Here is a 15563-nt window from a genome sequence, read left to right on the forward strand (position 1 = left end):
CTGACCGCCTGCTCGTCGGACAAGCCGGCAGCCACCGGCCCGGACACCCCACCGCCGACCGGCACCGCGTCTGCTCCCGTAGACGTGTCGCCGGTCAAAGCGACCGCAGTGGTCGCCGGGCTGACCAGTGCCGGTTTCAAGTGCGGCACCGACGAGGCGTACGCGCTCTGTACGTCGGGCGCCGCATCGGTCTCGATCCTGAACGGTGACCACCCGCGGCCACCGGTGGTGTCGGTGAACGCCAGCGGGCCGGCCGACGCGGCAGCTGCCGAGATCGCGAAGGTCCTGCCGAAGGTGCTCGAGATCGCCCACATCAGCCAGCCGCAGGACATCACGTCCTGGTTCGGCGCGCAGAAGGGCAAGTCGACCGCCGAGATGACCGCAGGTGACTGGCTGGTGAGCTACGCGGCCGAAACAGACACCGAGGAGCCGGGTGTGCACCTGACGGTGACCGACAAGCTGTGTAAGACCGCCTGTCAGGCGGAGTGAACGAACCGCTCCCCCAGCAGCCGCTGGAAGGGCTCGACCAGCCCGGGCCGCGTGCGTAGGTAGCGTCTGATGGAACCGTCGTCGAGCATCAACTCGACGGCGGTTCCGCGCACCTCCCGGATCACCCGCGCCTGCTGCACCCGAGCCGCCGGGACGAACTCCGGAAACGGGACGATCTCCATCAGGTCGTCGGTGATCCCCTTGGCCTCCCGCCGCAGCCGCCGCCGGGCCAGCGCCCGCGTGGTCATCGAGGCAACGCCGAGCAGGTCGCCCACCCGGTCCACCACCAGCAGAATCACCGCAGCGATCAGACCGGCCGCGGCCACGACCAGGAACGCCGTACGCAGCCCGGAGAGCCCTGCCTTACCCACCAGCCACGCCAGCACGAGCGCACCGGCCATTCCGACCACGCACCACAGCGAGGGATCCATCCGGCGCCCGAAGATCGGCGTTGCCGTCCACCCGTCCGCGGTGAACTCCAGATCGACCAGTCCACCTGGCTCCGACCGCACCCGCTTCACAATCACGGCACGCAGCCTAGAGCTTGGTCAGGTCGTGATGAGCTTCGGAAGCACCTGGCCGACGCGCTGGACCAGGCGCTCCGGCGCACCGGTCGGGTCATCGGCAAAGGCGACCACGGCCTGCTCGAACAGACCGTCCATCAGCGCGTACGCCGTCGCTGCGTCGACCGACGGCTCGGCTCCGACCAGCTCGGCGTACCGGCTCAGGATCCGCCAGATCATCTCTTCCAGCAGCTGGTCGATCGCGAGCACGTCTGCCCGCAGCTGGTCCTCGAACATGCTCTGGGCGCGCAGGTCGTACCAGAGGCGGTGCATGGCCGTCTCTTCGACCAGGGTCTGGGTCATCTTCGCCAGGAACCCCGCACCGAGCTCGTCGGGGGTGGTGGCGGTCTCCACGACCTCGTCGTACCGCTGGGCGCACTTGGTCTTGTAGTAGCGCACGCAGTAGCTGATCAGGTCGATCTTGTCGCGGAAGTAGTAGTGCACGACGCCGTGCGTGAACTCGGAGTTGTTCGCGATCTCGCGCAGGCTGGTCCGGGCGTAGCCGAGCTCGCCCAGGGTCTTCAGCGCGGACTCGGCCAGCGCGATCCGGCGGCGCTCGATCTTGTCGATCCCCGGCACCCGGCCCGCTGGGGTGACGTCTGCTGCTGAGCTCATCGCCACTCCTGTCGTCGGGATGATGCGTCAGCCTACCCGGTCACGAAGGAGGTGCCGCGCTTCGGCAGGCCGTTTTCTTGACAAGTGTCAAGCAAAGTCTTGACGACTGTCAAAGGACGGTCCAGAGTGGGGCACCAATCACCCTCCGCAGCCACTCGAGCAAAGGAGCTCACCGATGGGCGGACTCGATCTCTCCGGCCGGAAGGCCCTCGTCACCGGCGGGGCCCAGGGACTGGGCGAAGGTATGGCCAAGGCACTGGCCGCGGCGGGCGCGAAGGTCGTCGTCGCCGATCTGCAGAAGGACGCGGGCGCGGCGGTGGCCGACGCACTCGACCGCGAGTACGGCGCCGGGAACGGGTTCGTCGCCCACGACGTGACCGACGAGGGCAGCTGGGAGAACGCCGTCGTCGCGGCCACCGACGTACTCGGCGGTCTGGACATCCTGGTGAACAACGCCGGGATCGAGATCACCAGCCTGCTCACCGAGGTCACCGCGGACCAGATCCGCAGGATGCTCGACGTGAACATCCTGGGGACCACGCTGGGGATCAAGTACGGCCTGCGGACGATGCGCCCGGACGGCCTGGCCGGTCAGGGCGGCGCGATCATCAACATCTCCTCGGTCGCCGCCACCATCGCCTTCCCCGGCATCGCGGTCTACTCGGCCACCAAGTCCGCGGTCGACCGGCTCACCCGGGTCGCCGCGATGGAGTCCGGCAAGCTCGGGTACGGCGTCCGCGTGAACTGCATCTACCCCGGGCTCGTCCCGACGGCGATGGGCGCCGGCCTGGCGAACGACGTCGCCGAGCTCGGTCTGTTCGGCTCCCCGGAAGAGGCCGTCGGTGCCGTCATCGGGCTGACTCCGGCCGGACGGCTCGGCGAGGTCACCGACATGGCCGACGCGGTCGTCTTCCTGGCCTCGAACGAGGCCCGGTTCATCACCGGCATCGGTCTGCCGGTCGACGGCGGAATGGGGATGTGATGGCTGCCAAGCCGGTAGTTGTGTACGGCGCCTCTGGTTACACCGGGCGTCTGGTCTGTGAGTACCTGCGCCAGTACGGCGTCCCGTTCGTGGCCGCCGGGCGCAGCGAGGAGAAGCTCACGTCGTCGATGGCGTCGAATGTGGCCGGTATCGAGACCGCCGACTACGAGATCGCCACTGTCGACCATGACGTGGCAGCACTCACCGATCTGTTCAAGGGCGCGTCGGTAGTGCTCAACACGGTCGGACCGTTCAGTGAGCTCGGCCCGGCGGCCGTCGAGGCAGCTCTCGCGGCAGGTGCGCACTACACCGACACCACAGGTGAGCAGGACTGGCTGATCACCTGCGACGAGGTGTACGGCGCTCGCTTCGCCGAGGCGGGTCTCCTACTGGCCCCTGGTATCGCTCAGATGTACACGACCGGTGAGATCGCCGCACAGCTCTGCCTGGAGCAGCCAGGGCTCGACACTCTGGACATCGCGGTGTTCTGGGGCGGCAGCCCGACCATCGCCTCGACACGCACGATTCTGGTGAACGCTGCGACGTCGAAGGCACACTTCCTCGAGCAGAACCAGTACGTCGAATTCCCCGAGCAGGGGCTGGTTCCACTCGTCGTACCAGGTCAGCATGAGCTGGCACTGTCACTGCCGTGGGGTGGCACGTCACACCCGGTCTGGTTCAAGCGTGACCCACGGGTCGCCAACTGCAAGGCGCAGGGTGGCGTGTTCAACGCTGCGCTGATGAACGGCGTGCCGCAGATCGTGGCGGCCGCACTGGAAGCCACGAAGGACATGGCTCCGGACGAACGCGACGCCGCGCTCACTGCGACCGCACGCCAGGTGATGGACCAGATGCCGCCACGGGAGAACCCGCGCGTCAACAAGTCCCTCGACTCGGTGCACGCCTCCGGTCCACTCGGGCGGGCGCACTGTGTGATCCACGGCAACAGCAACTACCAGCAGACCGGTCTCCTGCAGGCCTATGCGGCGTACTCACTGCTGCAGACGCCGCCGAAGCGCGTCGGCTTCGCCAGTGGCTGTCAGGCCTTCGGCCACCGGGAGCTGCTCGGCGTACTGCGCAGCTTCGGGCTGGTGGCCGAGCCGCAGCTGACCGTGGTGAGTTAGGCGACCGCCATGCGTCTGGTCGACTACCTGGACAAAGGCGCCTCGCTCGGAGCGGACAGGCCCTGCCTGACCACCGACGGCGAGACGCTGTCGTATGCCGATGTCCAGGACCTGTCGTACCGGATCGCAAGTGGACTGGCGGCGAGCGGCGTCCGGCCCGGCGGCAAGGTGGCGATCCTGTCCACCAACGACCCGATCGCGTTCAGTTGCGTGTTCGGGATCAGCCGGGCCGGCGCCGGCCCTGACGCTGATGGGCTATCCCTTTGGCGTCCGGCCGGTCTACCTGGCGCTTGCGCCGCTCACCCACGCAGCTGGCGTGCTCTGCTTCCCCGTGCTCGCATCCGGCGGCGAAATCGTCATCATGCGCACTCCCGACGTCCATGCGTTTCTCAAGCTCATCCCGCAGCACAAGGTGACGCACACGTTCCTGCCACCCACGCTGATCTACATGGTGCTCGCGGCCGAGGAGCTGGACAGCACAAACCTGTCCTCACTGCAGTGCTTCTGGTACGGCGCCGCGCCGATGTCGGTGGCCCGGCTCGAAGAGGCGTTACAGCGGATCGGTCCGGTGATGGCGCAGCTGTTCGGCCAGACCGAGGCGCCGATGATGATCTCGGTCCTGCCACCGGCCGGCCATTTCGATGCCTCCGGCAACATTGCCCGTGATCGGCTCGCCTCCGCCGGACGGCCGTCCGCGCTCGTCACCACGGCGATCATGGCGCCGGACGGACAGTTGCTGCCACCCGGCGAGCGCGGCGAGATCGTGGTCCGGGGCTCACTCGTGATGCGCGGCTACTACCGCGATGCCGAGGCGACGGCGGCAGCATCGGCGTACGGGTGGCACCACACCGGAGACATCGGGTACCTCGATGTTGATCATTACTTGTACATAGTTGATCGAGCCAAGGACATGATCATCACGGGTGGATTCAATGTGTACTCGACTGAGGTCGAGCAAGTATTGATGACTCATGACGCGGTCCATGATTGTGCAGTGATCGGCCGCCCGGACGAGAAGTGGGGCGAACGGGTCGTCGCCGTCGTCCAGCTTCAAGCGGGTGCCACTGCCGATCCGGCCGAGCTGATCGCGTTCGCGAAGGCACGGATCGGCAGCGTCAAGGCTCCCAAGGAGGTGCTGATCTGGGCGGACCTGCCGCGCTCCAAGGTCGGCAAGGTCCTCAAGCCCGAGATCAAGGCCCGCCTTCACTAGCTGACACCGCGCTAGCTGCTGCCCGCCCCAGCGGCTGCCGATACCACGATGGCTGTGGTGATCGCAGCCTGCATCTCGGAGACAGCCTTCTTCACCGCGTCCGCGGCCCAGTCGGAATCCGCGATCACCTTGGCACGGGCGCGAAGCTGCCACTTGTCGACCGAATCGGTGATCACCTTCGGTACGACGTCCAGTGCGCTCAGCAGCGCGATCAGGGCGCCGGTGCGCTGGTCGGGCATGATGCCGACCTTCAGCACGCTCTCCAGCGTGGCCCGCACCTCACCCTCGTGCTGCGCATCCTTGGCCGGCCAGCGGGTGACCGGGAACAGTCCGAGCACCTTGCCCTCGTCCGCCGCCAGGATGCCGCGCTCGGCCAGGCGAGCCAGCAACTGGTCGCGCACCTTCTTCGAGAGGCCGCCCAGAACGTCCTTCGGCTTCTTCCCCGCCTTGCCGACCACGAAAGCGAGGCGGTCGTCCAGGATCGCGTCACCGGTCGACGAGGTGTCCAGCACCTTCAGCCGCCCCGGCCGCTCGCCATCACCCTTGGCAGTGATGTCCACCTTCCCGAGCGTGGTCAGCTCGATCAGCAGCGCACCACCGAGCGCGTACTCCAGTTTCGGCGATCCGACGATCGGCTTGCCCGTCTCGTCGTCGTACAGCAGGAGCAACAGGTCCTCGGCAATCAGCATGCCCATAACGTAAGTAGCCGGTTGGTTGGCGCGCATCCACCGCGCGGGTTACCTGTCCCCTCCCCCTGGAGGACGGCCACTGCACAGCGTGACGACTCTCACCCATTGCGTGATAACTGAGTTTCTGTCAGTTTTGTCGAGGACTGAGGGGAGCACCTGCCATGATCACTCGCGTTCTCACCGCACTCGGCCTGATCGCCTGCCTGCTGTCCGTACCGACCGCCGCTACCGCCGCACCCGGCGTCCCGCCATTGCCGGACTCGTTCCTGTGGGGCGTGGCGAGCTCCGGCTTCCAGTCCGAGGGCGCGGGCCCGGACAGCAACTGGAAGCGGTACGCGGCGACCAAGGAGCCGTACCGCAACGGCGTCGACTTCCGGCACCGTTACCCCGAGGACATCGCACTGGCCGCCGGAATGGGCTTGAAGGTCTTCCGCTTCGGCATCGAATGGGCGCGGGTCCAACCGAGCCCCGGCAGCTGGGACGAGACCGAGCTGGCCTACTACGAGGACGTCGTACGGCGAATCCGGGCGTCCGGCATGCGCCCCATGATCACCCTCGACCACTGGGTGTACCCGGGCTGGATCGCGGATCGCGGCGGTTGGTCCGGAGCAGGTGTGGTGAACGACTGGCTGACCTATGCCCGCCATGTCGTCCAGCGGCTGCACGGGCAGGACGCGTACTGGATCACCTTCAACGAGCCCACGGTGTACGTGCAGCAGGAAGTCACCAACGGCGGCGTGAATCCGCTACTGGTCCCACTCATGTTCGACCGGCTCGTCAGAGCGCACCGCAGCGTGTACGACATCATCCATCAACTGGATCCGGGCGCTCCGGTGTCCAGCAACGTCGCGTTCATCCCAGCCGGCGAAGGACTCGTCGATCTGACCTTCTGGAACCGGATCGCCGACAAGCTGGACTACATCGGCATCGACTACTACTACGGACTGAGCCTCGACAACTGGTCGGTGATCAACGCCGCCAAAGGCGAGTTCTGGAAGGTGGATCCGCAGCCCGACGGCATCTACCACGCGCTGCGGTACTACCACGACCGCCGCCCCGGACTCCCGCTGTACATCGTCGAGAACGGCATGTCGACCGACAACGGCACACCCCGCGCCGACGGGCACACACGCTCCGAGCATCTCCGCGACCACGTCTACTGGATGCAGCGCGCACGAGCCGACGGCATGAACGTGATCGGCTACAACTACTGGAGCATCACCGACAACTACGAGTGGGGCAGCTACCGTCCACGCTTCGGCCTGTACACAGTGAATGCCGCCACCGATCCTGCCCTCACCCGCACTCCGACCGACGCCGTCGACACCTACCGAACCATCGCAGCCTCCGGCGGCGTCCCGTCGAACTACGTCCCGGTCAAGCGCCAGTCCGTCTGCTCACTGGTCACCCTGCTCACCAGCTGCCTCTTCCCGCCGCGCGCGCCCTAGCGGGTCAGGAGCTGGGCGACCAGAGTGTCGCCGAGCCAAGCTTCGTAGTCCTCGACCGGCCAGTGCCGGTCGAGGACGAGCAGTTGGTAGATCTCGGTCGCCGTACAGGCCAGGAAGAGGTCGAGCGCGCGGTCTACGAGCTGGTCACCGAAGGACTGCAGGAACAGCTCGAGCTCGTGCTCCCGCGCCGCCCACACGCGCTGCATCTCCGCGGCCATCCGGGCATCCGCCCGCGCGGCCTCCTGGTAGATCCGGATCACGTCGATACCGGTCTCGAACTGCCTGGTCTGCCAATGCGCCGCACTGCGCAACCGCTCGGCCGGGTCGTCGATCGCCAGCGACTCGGTCGCCAGCCGCCGGGTATCCGCCTCGGCGATCCACATCCCCGCGATCTCGCGCAGGATGGCCGGCTTGTTGCCGAACGCCGAGTAGATCGTCTGCGCCGGAATCCGGGCCGCCTCCGAGATCGCGGCGATCGTCGTCACGACGTACCCCTGCTCGGCGAACAGCCCCCGCGCGGCCCGCGCCACCTGCGCCTTCGTCTCCTGCGCCTGCCGGGCCCGATGTGATTCCTCCTTGACAGCCACGGAAGGAACCTAGCACTCTGTTGATCATAGTCCTACTATGACGAAGAGATGGAGACTCTGATGAAAGACCTGGTACTCGCGGCCGATCCGGCCTGCCCGTGGAGCTGGCTGACCGTCCGCTGGCTCACCGCCGTCGCACCCCACCGCGGCCTCACCCTCCGTCTGCAGCCCTACAGCCTCTGGCTCCGCGACGGCGAAACCCAGGCCGCCGGCCTCCCCGACTTCATCGCCACCATCGCCGTCGAAACCAGCCGGCAGTCCCTCCGCGTCCTGCGCATCTGCGCCGCCCTCGCCACCGAAGCCCGGTACGCCGACATCGAGCGCCTGTACGTCGAATGGGCGTCCCGCGTCTTCACCCCCGGACCGCCCCAGGCCCCGACCCCCGCCGTACTGGCCGAGTCCCTAGCAGCCGCCGGCCTCGACGACACCTGGCTCCCCCACGCCGACTCCCCCTCATGGGACACCCCCATCACCCACCAGATGGACCAACTCGACGCCCTCCGCCCCGGCAACCGAGGCGCCGCAGTCCCCACCCTCCTCCAAGGCGACCAAATCCTCCTCCAAGGCGCCATCCTCGCCGCCCCCGTCACCCCCGAGGAGGGACTCGCCCTCTGGGACGCCTTCGCCCTCCTCACTACCTCCCCCACCTACGTAGCCAACTCCCCCACCCCACCCCCTTTCCCCGCCTTCGCCTGACCGCAAGCCGGGGCAGATCACGGGGTTTCCAAGGGTTTCCAGGGGCAGATAGCCGAAATGGCACTAAGCACCCGTCGGCCTCCCACATGCTGGTCCTGTGACCGAGAAGGAGGCACCAGTGTCCGTGGGGACCATCGAGCCGAGGCTCACACTGGCCGAGTTCGACGCACTGCCCGACGACGGGGAGTGGCGCGAACTGCTGGACGGGCGGGTCCTGGTGACTCCCGCTCCACGTCCCATCCATCAGACGGCGGCGGGCAACCTCTACACGTTGCTCCGCGCAGCTCGCACACCAGATCTGCTGGTCTACTTCGCACCCTTCGACTACCGCCCCGGCGGCCCTACCTCGCTACAGCCGGACGTGCTGGTCTGCCACCGCCAGGATGTCGGACCGCAGGGCGTTCAACGCCCGTTGCTCCTGGCAGTCGAGGTAGCCTCGCCGTCGACGCGACACCAGGATGTGATGCGGAAGCGTCTCCTGTACGAGGCGCACGGCGTCCAGTCCTACTGGATCTTCGAGCCGGAGGACGCTGTCCTAGTGGTGCTGGAGCTGAAGAACGGGCGGTTCGTGGACCGGGTCTTCAAGGACGACGAGGTGTTCGAAGCCGAGCTTCCTTACCCCGTACGGATCGTGCCGGCCGAGCTGCTCGAGTACTAGCCGTTCAGCAGTTCGATGAGTTGTTGTTTGTCCGGCAGGCTTTCCGGGCGGATGATGTCGGCGGTTCGGACGTAGTAGAAGGCTGCTCCTACTGAGTCCAGGGGGATGTTCATGAGTTCGGACCAGGCGACTCGGTAGATGGCGAGCTGTAAGGGGTCGGCGGATTCGGAGCGGCTGGTTTTCCAGTCGACCACGTCGTAGCCGCGGGAGCCGTCGGGGCGGACGATCTGGTAGACGGCGTCGATGCGGCCGCGGATGGTGCGGCCGCCGAGGGCGAGGGCGAAGGGGGCTTCGATCTCGTAGGGGGAGGTTTCGCCGTAGGGGCCGGTGCGGAAGGCTTCCATCAGGTCGGTGAGGTCGGTGTCGTCGACGATGTCCTCGTCAGCCGCGCCGGGGAGGTCGTCGGGGTCGAGCAGGAGTTGCTGGCCGAAGTAGGACTCGACCCAGGCGTGGAAGCGGGTGCCGAAGCGGGCGGCCCGGTTCGGTTTGCGGGGCATCGGGCGGGCGAGTTCGGAGGCGAGACCGTCGGGGTCCTTGGCCAGGCGCATCACCTGGGTGGCGGACAACGCGGCCGGCAGTGTGACGTCGTACGCCTTGCGGCTTCGGCTTTCCCTTGCCTCTGACAACAATCTCTCGATCTCGGAGTCCCAGCGCGCGACCAGCGCCTGCTCGTCGAGCAGCAGCGACTCCTCGGCCTCGGTCGACGGACCTTCGGCGCGCGACAACTGCACCAGCCCGGCTGCCTCGAGGCGGAGCCGGTAGGCATCGGCGTCGTACGCCGCCGGCCAGGGAGCCGTGGTTGCTTCGGCGAGCTCGGGGTTCTCCTGATCAAGGTCGGGCTGCGAAGCCCAGGCGATCACTCGCTCACCGGCGTGCTTCTTCAGCGTCTCCAGGTACGACGAGGGGCCGCGCGGGCGCTTCTGGGTCGGGCCCCACCAGTGACCGGTGGCGACCAGGATCTCCTTCGCCCGGGTGAAGGCGACGTACCCGAGGCGGCGCTCCTCGAGGGAGTTCACCTCTTTGCACTCGTCGGCGAACGCCTTCAGCCCCGCGTTCGACAGGTCGTGGAAGTCGGGCAGCGTGGCGGCGTCACCACGCAGCGGCCACGGCAGCACCTTCGCGTTGGTCGTCCACTTGTCGCGGCCACGATCGGACGGGAACACCTTCTGCACCAGCGTCGGCACGAAGACGATCGGCCACTCCAGCCCCTTCGACCGGTGCGTGGTGAGCAGCTTCACCGAATCCGCCTCGCTCGGTACGGCGAGGTCCAGGCCGGCGGCGTACTCCTCCTCGGCCGCGAGGTAGGCCAGCAGGCCGTCGAGCGAACCGTCCGACTCGGTGGAGACAAAGTTGCCGACGGCATCGAGGAACGCGGCCAGGTGGTCGCGGCGGCCGGAGTCGAGGTGGTCCGGGGTGGCGGTCAGCTCGACGTCCAGGCCGATGGTGGCGATCACTCGGCGGACGATGTCGAGCAGCGGTTCGCCGGCGTGGGCCCGCAGCTCGCGTAGCTCGGTGGAGAGCTCCTTGAACCGGACCAGCGCCTCGGCCGAGTAACCCCACGCCTCCGAACCCGGATCGTCGACCGCTTCGGCCAGCGAGATGACCTCGGTCGAGTCCATCCCGGCGACCGCGGCATCGAGTGCGGCCACCAGGTCGTCCGCGTTCGGCCGGGCGCCGGTGTCGGCGAGGGAGCGGGAGCGATTCGCCAGCAGGGCAAGGTCGCGGTGGCCGATCCGGTACCGCGGTCCGGTGAGGATGCGGAGCATGGCGGCGTTCGCGGTGAGGTCGTTGACGGCCTGCAGAGTGGCGACCACGTCGACGACCTCGGGCAGGGCGAGCAGCCCGCCGAGACCGACTACCTCGACCGGGACCTTGCGCGCGATCAGAGCCTCGTGGACCGCGCTCAGGTCGACGTTGGTCCGCATCAGGATGCCGATGTCCTTCCAGCGCCGGTTCGGCGTCCGGTGCGCGGCGACGATCGCGTCGGCGACCCACTCGATCTCCTGTGAGCGCGTCTCGAACAGGCCGACGGTGATCGCGCCCTCCGGCGCATCGGCCGGGGCTTCGAGCGGGATGACGCCAGGGTGCTGCTCATACAGCTCGGCCGCGTGCTGGTTGGCGGCAGCGAGGATACGGCTGCCGCAACGGCGGTTGACGCTCAGCACGTAGCGGTGGGCGGGGGTGCCGTCCGCGTTCGGGAAGTGTTCGGGGAACTCGTCCAGGTTCGCCACCGAGGCACCACGCCAGCCGTAGATCGCCTGACAGGGATCACCGACTGCGGTGACCGGATGACCGCGGCCGTCGGGGCCGGCGAAGAGTGCGGTCAGCATCCGGCGCTGCGACACCGAGGTGTCCTGGTACTCGTCGAGCAGCACGACCTTGTACCGCGCGCGCTCGGCAACCGCGACCTCCGGGCACTCCTCGGCCAGCCGTGCACCCAACGCCATCTGGTCGGCGAAGTCGACGACACCACGCTCGCCCTTGTAGGCCTGGTACTCCTCGACCAGCTGCAGGATCTCGCCGCGCTTCAACGCAGTCTCGGCCAGCTTCTTGACCTCGACCGTCTGCTTCCGCGCCGCGGCAACCTCCTGCCGAACCGCCTCGTCATGCTCCCGTACGGCGTCCGCCCGGAGCAGGTGGTCCGCCAGCTCACCGTCGAGCGAGAGCAGGCTGTTGACCAGCGTCGGCACGTGATGCGACGCAAACCGGATCGGCCCGGAGGAACGCCGTACAACCCGACCTGCCAGCTGGAACCGGGTCGCATCAGCCAGCACCCGGGCATCCGGCTCCAACCCGAGCCGCAACCCGTGCTCAGCAATCAACGTGCCCGCAAACGCGTGGTACGTCGACACGACCGGCTCGCCCGGCTCCTCGGGCTCCCAGTTCGGCACGTTGCTCCGCAGGTGCGCAGCCAGAATCGGATGCTGATCCGGTGGCAGCGTCGACCCCAGTACGCCGGCCTTGGTCAGGTCGTCGCGGATCCGCACATCGAGCTCGTTGGCAGCCTTCTTCGTGAACGTCAGCCCCAGCACCTCTTCGGGCTTCACCTGCCCCGTGCAGATCAGCCAAACCACCCGAGCCGCCATCGCCGTCGTCTTCCCCGACCCAGCCCCCGCCACAATCACCCCAGGCGCGAGCGGTGCGGTGATAGCCGCCAGTTGCTGGTCGCTGAACGGAATCCCGAGCAGATCGCAGAGCTCAGCCGTCGTCTGAAGTTTCACAGCAGTCATCAGACGATCTCTCGGCCTTCGGGCTGGATGGGGCAGAGGGCTCTTGCTTCGCAGCGGCCGCAGCCGTCGTTGCGTTGGGCGGTGAAGTGTTCGGTGCGGACCATGGTTTCGGCGTCTTCCACGGCTTCGTCGAGCCAGGTTCTGCCGTCGTCGTCCGGTTCGAGGGGGGCCTGGTGCTGGACTTTGGGGAAGCCGCTGTCGTCGTGGCGGAGCTGGACGAGCTCGGCGCCGCCGGCTACTGCTTCGGGGCCGGCGGCGGCGACCTGGCGGGAAGCGATGGCTCGTTGGTAGATGGCGAGCTGGACGTGGCGGGCGAGGGCGGGTTTGGTCGGGAGGTTGCGGCCGGTCTTGAGGTCGACGACACGGATCGTGCCTTCGCCGTCGGTCTCGACGCGGTCCATCCGGCCTTTGACGCGGACGGCGGGTTGGTCGGCGTCGGGCAGGAGGACGTCGAACTCGACCTCGGTGCCGACCAGCGTGCGCTCGGGGCGGCCCTGGTGCCAGGCGACGAAGCGGCGGAGGGCCTGCTCGGCCTCGACGCGCTCGCGGTCGGAGATCCAGGCGGATTCGAAGTCGAGTTGGGTCCACACCTTGTCGAGCCAGCCGTTCAGCTCGTCGGCCGATGGTGGCAGCGTGCCGGTGGCGACGGCGTCGGCGAGCGTGTGCAACACCTGGCCGAACCCGATCGCCGACGTACTGGGCGTTTCCCCACCCGCGCGCCGAGTCAGGAACCAGCGCAACGGACAGTCCACGATCGTCGTCAGCGCACTCCCCGACAACGGCACCGGCAACTCCGGGTCCGCGATCGGGCGCTCGGACTTCGTCCGCTCCCGCACGCCCCACCAGCGCCCCGGATCGGCGGTCGGCACCAGCGCCTGCTCGCGGTCGTCGACGGCATCGGCCAACTGCGCGAGCCGATCGGCGGCAACCCGCTTCAACGCCGGTGAGGACGCCGGATCCGCCAGCACACACCGCAGATCGGCAACCAGACCCGGCAACGACAACGGCCGCCGCGGCCGCCCCGCCACCAGCTTCAACGGAATATCCAGCTCACCCAGGAACCGCGACGGCTGATCCCCATCCGCCTCCGGTGCCTGGACTGCGGTCACGATCAACCGCTCCCGCGCCCGCGTGATCGCGACGTAGAACAACCGCCGCTCCTCGGCCAGCAACGCACCGGCGGACAGCGGATCCACCAGCCCCTCCCGCCCGAGCCGGTCCGGCTGCAGCAAGGACCCACGCCGCCGCAGATCCGGCCACTGTGCCTCCTGCACACTCGCCACCACGACGAGCCGCCACTGCAGACCCTTCGACCGGTGCGCGGTCATCAACTGCACACCGGCCTCGCGATACGTCCCGTCGAACCGGTTGTCCCCCGCAATGTCCAGCGACTCGAGCTCACTCAGGAACGCCGAGACACCCTTGAACCCGATCTGCTCCTCGGCCCGCCCGGCCGCATCGAACAACGCACACAACGAATCCAGATCCCGGTTCGCCGCCCGCGCGGTCTCGCCGCCGGAGTGCGCCTGACCGCGCAGCCGCCGCAACCACGGCGACTCCGACCACAGCGACCACATCACCTCGTCCGGCGCGGCTCCGGCATTCACGATATTCCTTGCCTTGAGCAACCTCTCGCCCAGTGCCGCGAACCGCGCCTCGGCCGGAGAGGCCTGCTCGTCCAGCAGCAACGGATTCAGCAGCGCGTCCCGCAGGAGCTCGTCCGACGACTTGGGCAGCCGCTGCCCATCAGCTGCCTCCCGGTCACGCTTCCGCAGCACCCGCGCCAACCGCCGCAGCTGCCCCGCGTCCATCGCCCCCAACGGCGACAGCGCCAGCGCCCGCACGACATCGACCGTCAACGTGGCCGGATCCGCGACCGCACGCAGCGCCAGCAACATCGGCCGGACGGCGGGCTCGCGCGACAGCGGAAGCTCGTCCCCCGCGACGTCGACCGGGATCCCAGCAGCAGCGAGCGCCCGTCGCAACGGCGGGATCGACCGGCTCCCGGACCGGACCAGCACCGCCATCTCGTGCCACCCGACACCGTCCTGCACATGCGCTCGCCGCAGCAGATCGGCGATGTGCTCCAGCTCCGCACCGCTGGTCGAGTACAGATTCGCCTCGACCTTCCCAGCACCGTAGACACACGACGAAGCATCAGGATTCCGGAACCGGTCGAACGTGTCGCGATCCAGCGTCCCCGGCACGCCGAGCCGGTTCACGACATTGCGCGACACCCGCTGCAGCGTCGTACCGAACCGGCGCGTGGTCGCCAAAGCAATCTGCGCCGCCGGCTCGCCGGACACCGTCGGGAACTCCTCGGTGAACCGCAACAGCCCCCGCACATCAGCACCACGGAACGTGTAGATCGACTGATCCGGGTCACCGACCACGACCAGGTCGCGCCCGTCGCCGGCGATCGCCTGCAGCAGCATCGTCTGCCCGGGATCGGTGTCCTGATACTCGTCCACGAAGACGGCCTTGAACTCCGCCCGCAGTTTGTCCTGCACCGACGGCTGCTGCGCCAGGATCACCGCGCGATGGATCAGCTCGGAGTAGTCGAGCACCTGCTCGTGGTCGAGGATCTGCAGATACTCCTCGAAGAAGTCACCGACCGCGACCCACTCGGCCCGCTCGGCCGACCGCCCGATCGCGGTCAGGTCCTCGGGATCGAGGCCGAGCTGGCGCGCCTTGCCGATCACGGCCTGCACCTCGTCGGTGAAACCGCGCGTCTTCAGCGCCGGATGCAAACTGCGCGGCCAGTGCACCGCACCGACCTCACGACTCCCGGACAGCGCCTCGCTCAATCGCAACGACTGCTCCGGACCCGACGGCAACCGCAGCGGTACGTCGAACGCGTCGGCCGGCGTGAACCGGCGCAGCAACGCATAACAGAAGGAATGGAACGTCATCGACGGCATCACGCGCGTCGTCCTGCCGAGCCGCCCGGTGATCCGGTCCCGGAGCTCGGTGGCTGCCTTCCGCCCGAAGGTCAGCACGAGCACCTCGTCCGGACTCAGGCCACGATTCCGCACCCGGTCGACGACGGCCTCCACCAACGTGGTCGTCTTCCCGGTGCCCGGCCCGGCGAGCACCAGCAACGGCCCACCCGGATGATCGACCACGGCCTGCTGGTCCGCATCCAGGACCGGCGCCTGGGCAGCGCGTCCCTCGGCCCGAACGAGCCGATACCGGGAACCCTGTCTGCTGACCATCGCCCCATCCCACCAGACCCCACCGACAATCCTCTTCGGGCACCCCGGCAATCCCGT

At 68.1% G+C, this 15563-nt stretch carries 13 protein-coding genes and 1 pseudogene; 8 read left to right on the top strand and 6 right to left on the bottom strand.

The window, feature by feature from the left end:
- The first annotated feature begins 84 nt into the window (after positions 1-84).
- Positions 85-489 carry a hypothetical protein gene (locus tag ACFCV3_RS27225; protein ID WP_376034461.1) on the top strand — a complete coding sequence of 135 codons (405 nt, stop codon included), beginning with the start codon at positions 85-87 and terminating at the stop codon, positions 487-489.
- Here ACFCV3_RS27225 and ACFCV3_RS27230 read toward each other — a convergent pair.
- Complete coding sequence (locus ACFCV3_RS27230) at positions 477-1016, bottom strand: hypothetical protein (protein ID WP_376034463.1); 540 nt, start codon at positions 1014-1016, stop codon at positions 477-479. The genes ACFCV3_RS27225 and ACFCV3_RS27230 overlap by 13 nt on opposite strands.
- 21 nt (positions 1017-1037) lie before the next feature.
- Entirely contained in the window at positions 1038-1667 is a 630-nt protein-coding gene (locus ACFCV3_RS27235; protein WP_376034465.1) for a TetR/AcrR family transcriptional regulator, read from the bottom strand.
- Positions 1668-1842: 175 nt separating this feature from the next.
- On the opposite strand from ACFCV3_RS27235, the gene ACFCV3_RS27240 reads away from it, so the two are divergent.
- The 4 genes and pseudogenes from ACFCV3_RS27240 to ACFCV3_RS27255 all read left to right on the top strand — a co-directional run bounded on the left by ACFCV3_RS27240 (position 1843) and on the right by ACFCV3_RS27255 (position 4983).
- Positions 1843-2649 carry an SDR family NAD(P)-dependent oxidoreductase gene (locus ACFCV3_RS27240; RefSeq protein WP_132407645.1) on the top strand — a complete coding sequence of 269 codons (807 nt, stop codon included), beginning with the start codon at positions 1843-1845 and terminating at the stop codon, positions 2647-2649.
- A complete protein-coding gene (locus ACFCV3_RS27245) occupies positions 2649-3773 on the top strand; it encodes a DUF5938 domain-containing protein (protein WP_376034467.1) in 1125 nt (374 codons plus the stop codon). The genes ACFCV3_RS27240 and ACFCV3_RS27245 overlap by 1 nt, the downstream gene beginning before the upstream one ends.
- Before the next feature lie 9 nt (positions 3774-3782).
- Positions 3783-3950, top strand: a pseudogene (locus ACFCV3_RS27250) (AMP-binding protein); the annotation flags it as partial.
- Positions 3951-4023: 73 nt separating this feature from the next.
- A complete protein-coding gene (locus tag ACFCV3_RS27255; protein ID WP_376034469.1) occupies positions 4024-4983 on the top strand; it encodes an AMP-binding protein in 960 nt (319 codons plus the stop codon).
- Positions 4984-4994: 11 nt separating this feature from the next.
- Here the strand turns inward: ACFCV3_RS27255 and ACFCV3_RS27260 are convergent, their stop codons facing one another.
- Positions 4995-5672 carry a GPP34 family phosphoprotein gene (locus ACFCV3_RS27260; protein WP_376034471.1) on the bottom strand — a complete coding sequence of 226 codons (678 nt, stop codon included), beginning with the start codon at positions 5670-5672 and terminating at the stop codon, positions 4995-4997.
- 161 nt (positions 5673-5833) lie between these two features.
- Here ACFCV3_RS27260 and ACFCV3_RS27265 point away from each other — a divergent pair, with 161 nt between their 5' ends.
- Positions 5834-7120 (top strand): glycoside hydrolase family 1 protein, encoded by a 1287-nt coding sequence (locus ACFCV3_RS27265; RefSeq protein ID WP_376034473.1) that lies wholly within the window; start codon positions 5834-5836, stop codon positions 7118-7120.
- Here ACFCV3_RS27265 and ACFCV3_RS27270 read toward each other — a convergent pair.
- Entirely contained in the window at positions 7117-7707 is a 591-nt protein-coding gene (locus tag ACFCV3_RS27270) for a TetR/AcrR family transcriptional regulator (RefSeq protein WP_376034476.1), read from the bottom strand. The two genes, ACFCV3_RS27265 and ACFCV3_RS27270, sit on opposite strands and share 4 nt — an antisense overlap.
- Positions 7708-7767: 60 nt before the next feature.
- On the opposite strand from ACFCV3_RS27270, the gene ACFCV3_RS27275 reads away from it, so the two are divergent.
- Entirely contained in the window at positions 7768-8403 is a 636-nt protein-coding gene (locus ACFCV3_RS27275) for a hypothetical protein (RefSeq protein ID WP_376034478.1), read from the top strand.
- Between the two features lie 97 nt (positions 8404-8500).
- A complete protein-coding gene (locus tag ACFCV3_RS27280) occupies positions 8501-9061 on the top strand; it encodes a Uma2 family endonuclease (RefSeq protein WP_376034480.1) in 561 nt (186 codons plus the stop codon).
- On the opposite strand, the gene ACFCV3_RS27285 is transcribed toward ACFCV3_RS27280, so the two are convergent.
- Together ACFCV3_RS27285 and ACFCV3_RS27290 are read right to left on the bottom strand one after the other, a co-directional pair.
- The gene (locus tag ACFCV3_RS27285; RefSeq protein ID WP_376034482.1) at positions 9058-12291 is read right to left on the bottom strand and encodes a UvrD-helicase domain-containing protein; all 3234 of its coding nucleotides are present in this window, start codon (positions 12289-12291) and stop codon (positions 9058-9060) included. The genes ACFCV3_RS27280 and ACFCV3_RS27285 overlap by 4 nt on opposite strands.
- Positions 12291-15506 carry an ATP-dependent helicase gene (locus ACFCV3_RS27290; RefSeq protein WP_376034484.1) on the bottom strand — a complete coding sequence of 1072 codons (3216 nt, stop codon included), beginning with the start codon at positions 15504-15506 and terminating at the stop codon, positions 12291-12293. The genes ACFCV3_RS27285 and ACFCV3_RS27290 overlap by 1 nt, the downstream gene beginning before the upstream one ends.
- Positions 15507-15563 lie beyond the last annotated feature (57 nt).

This window comes from Kribbella sp. NPDC056345, from assembly GCF_042262745.1.
GTDB lineage: Bacteria > Actinomycetota > Actinomycetes > Propionibacteriales > Kribbellaceae > Kribbella.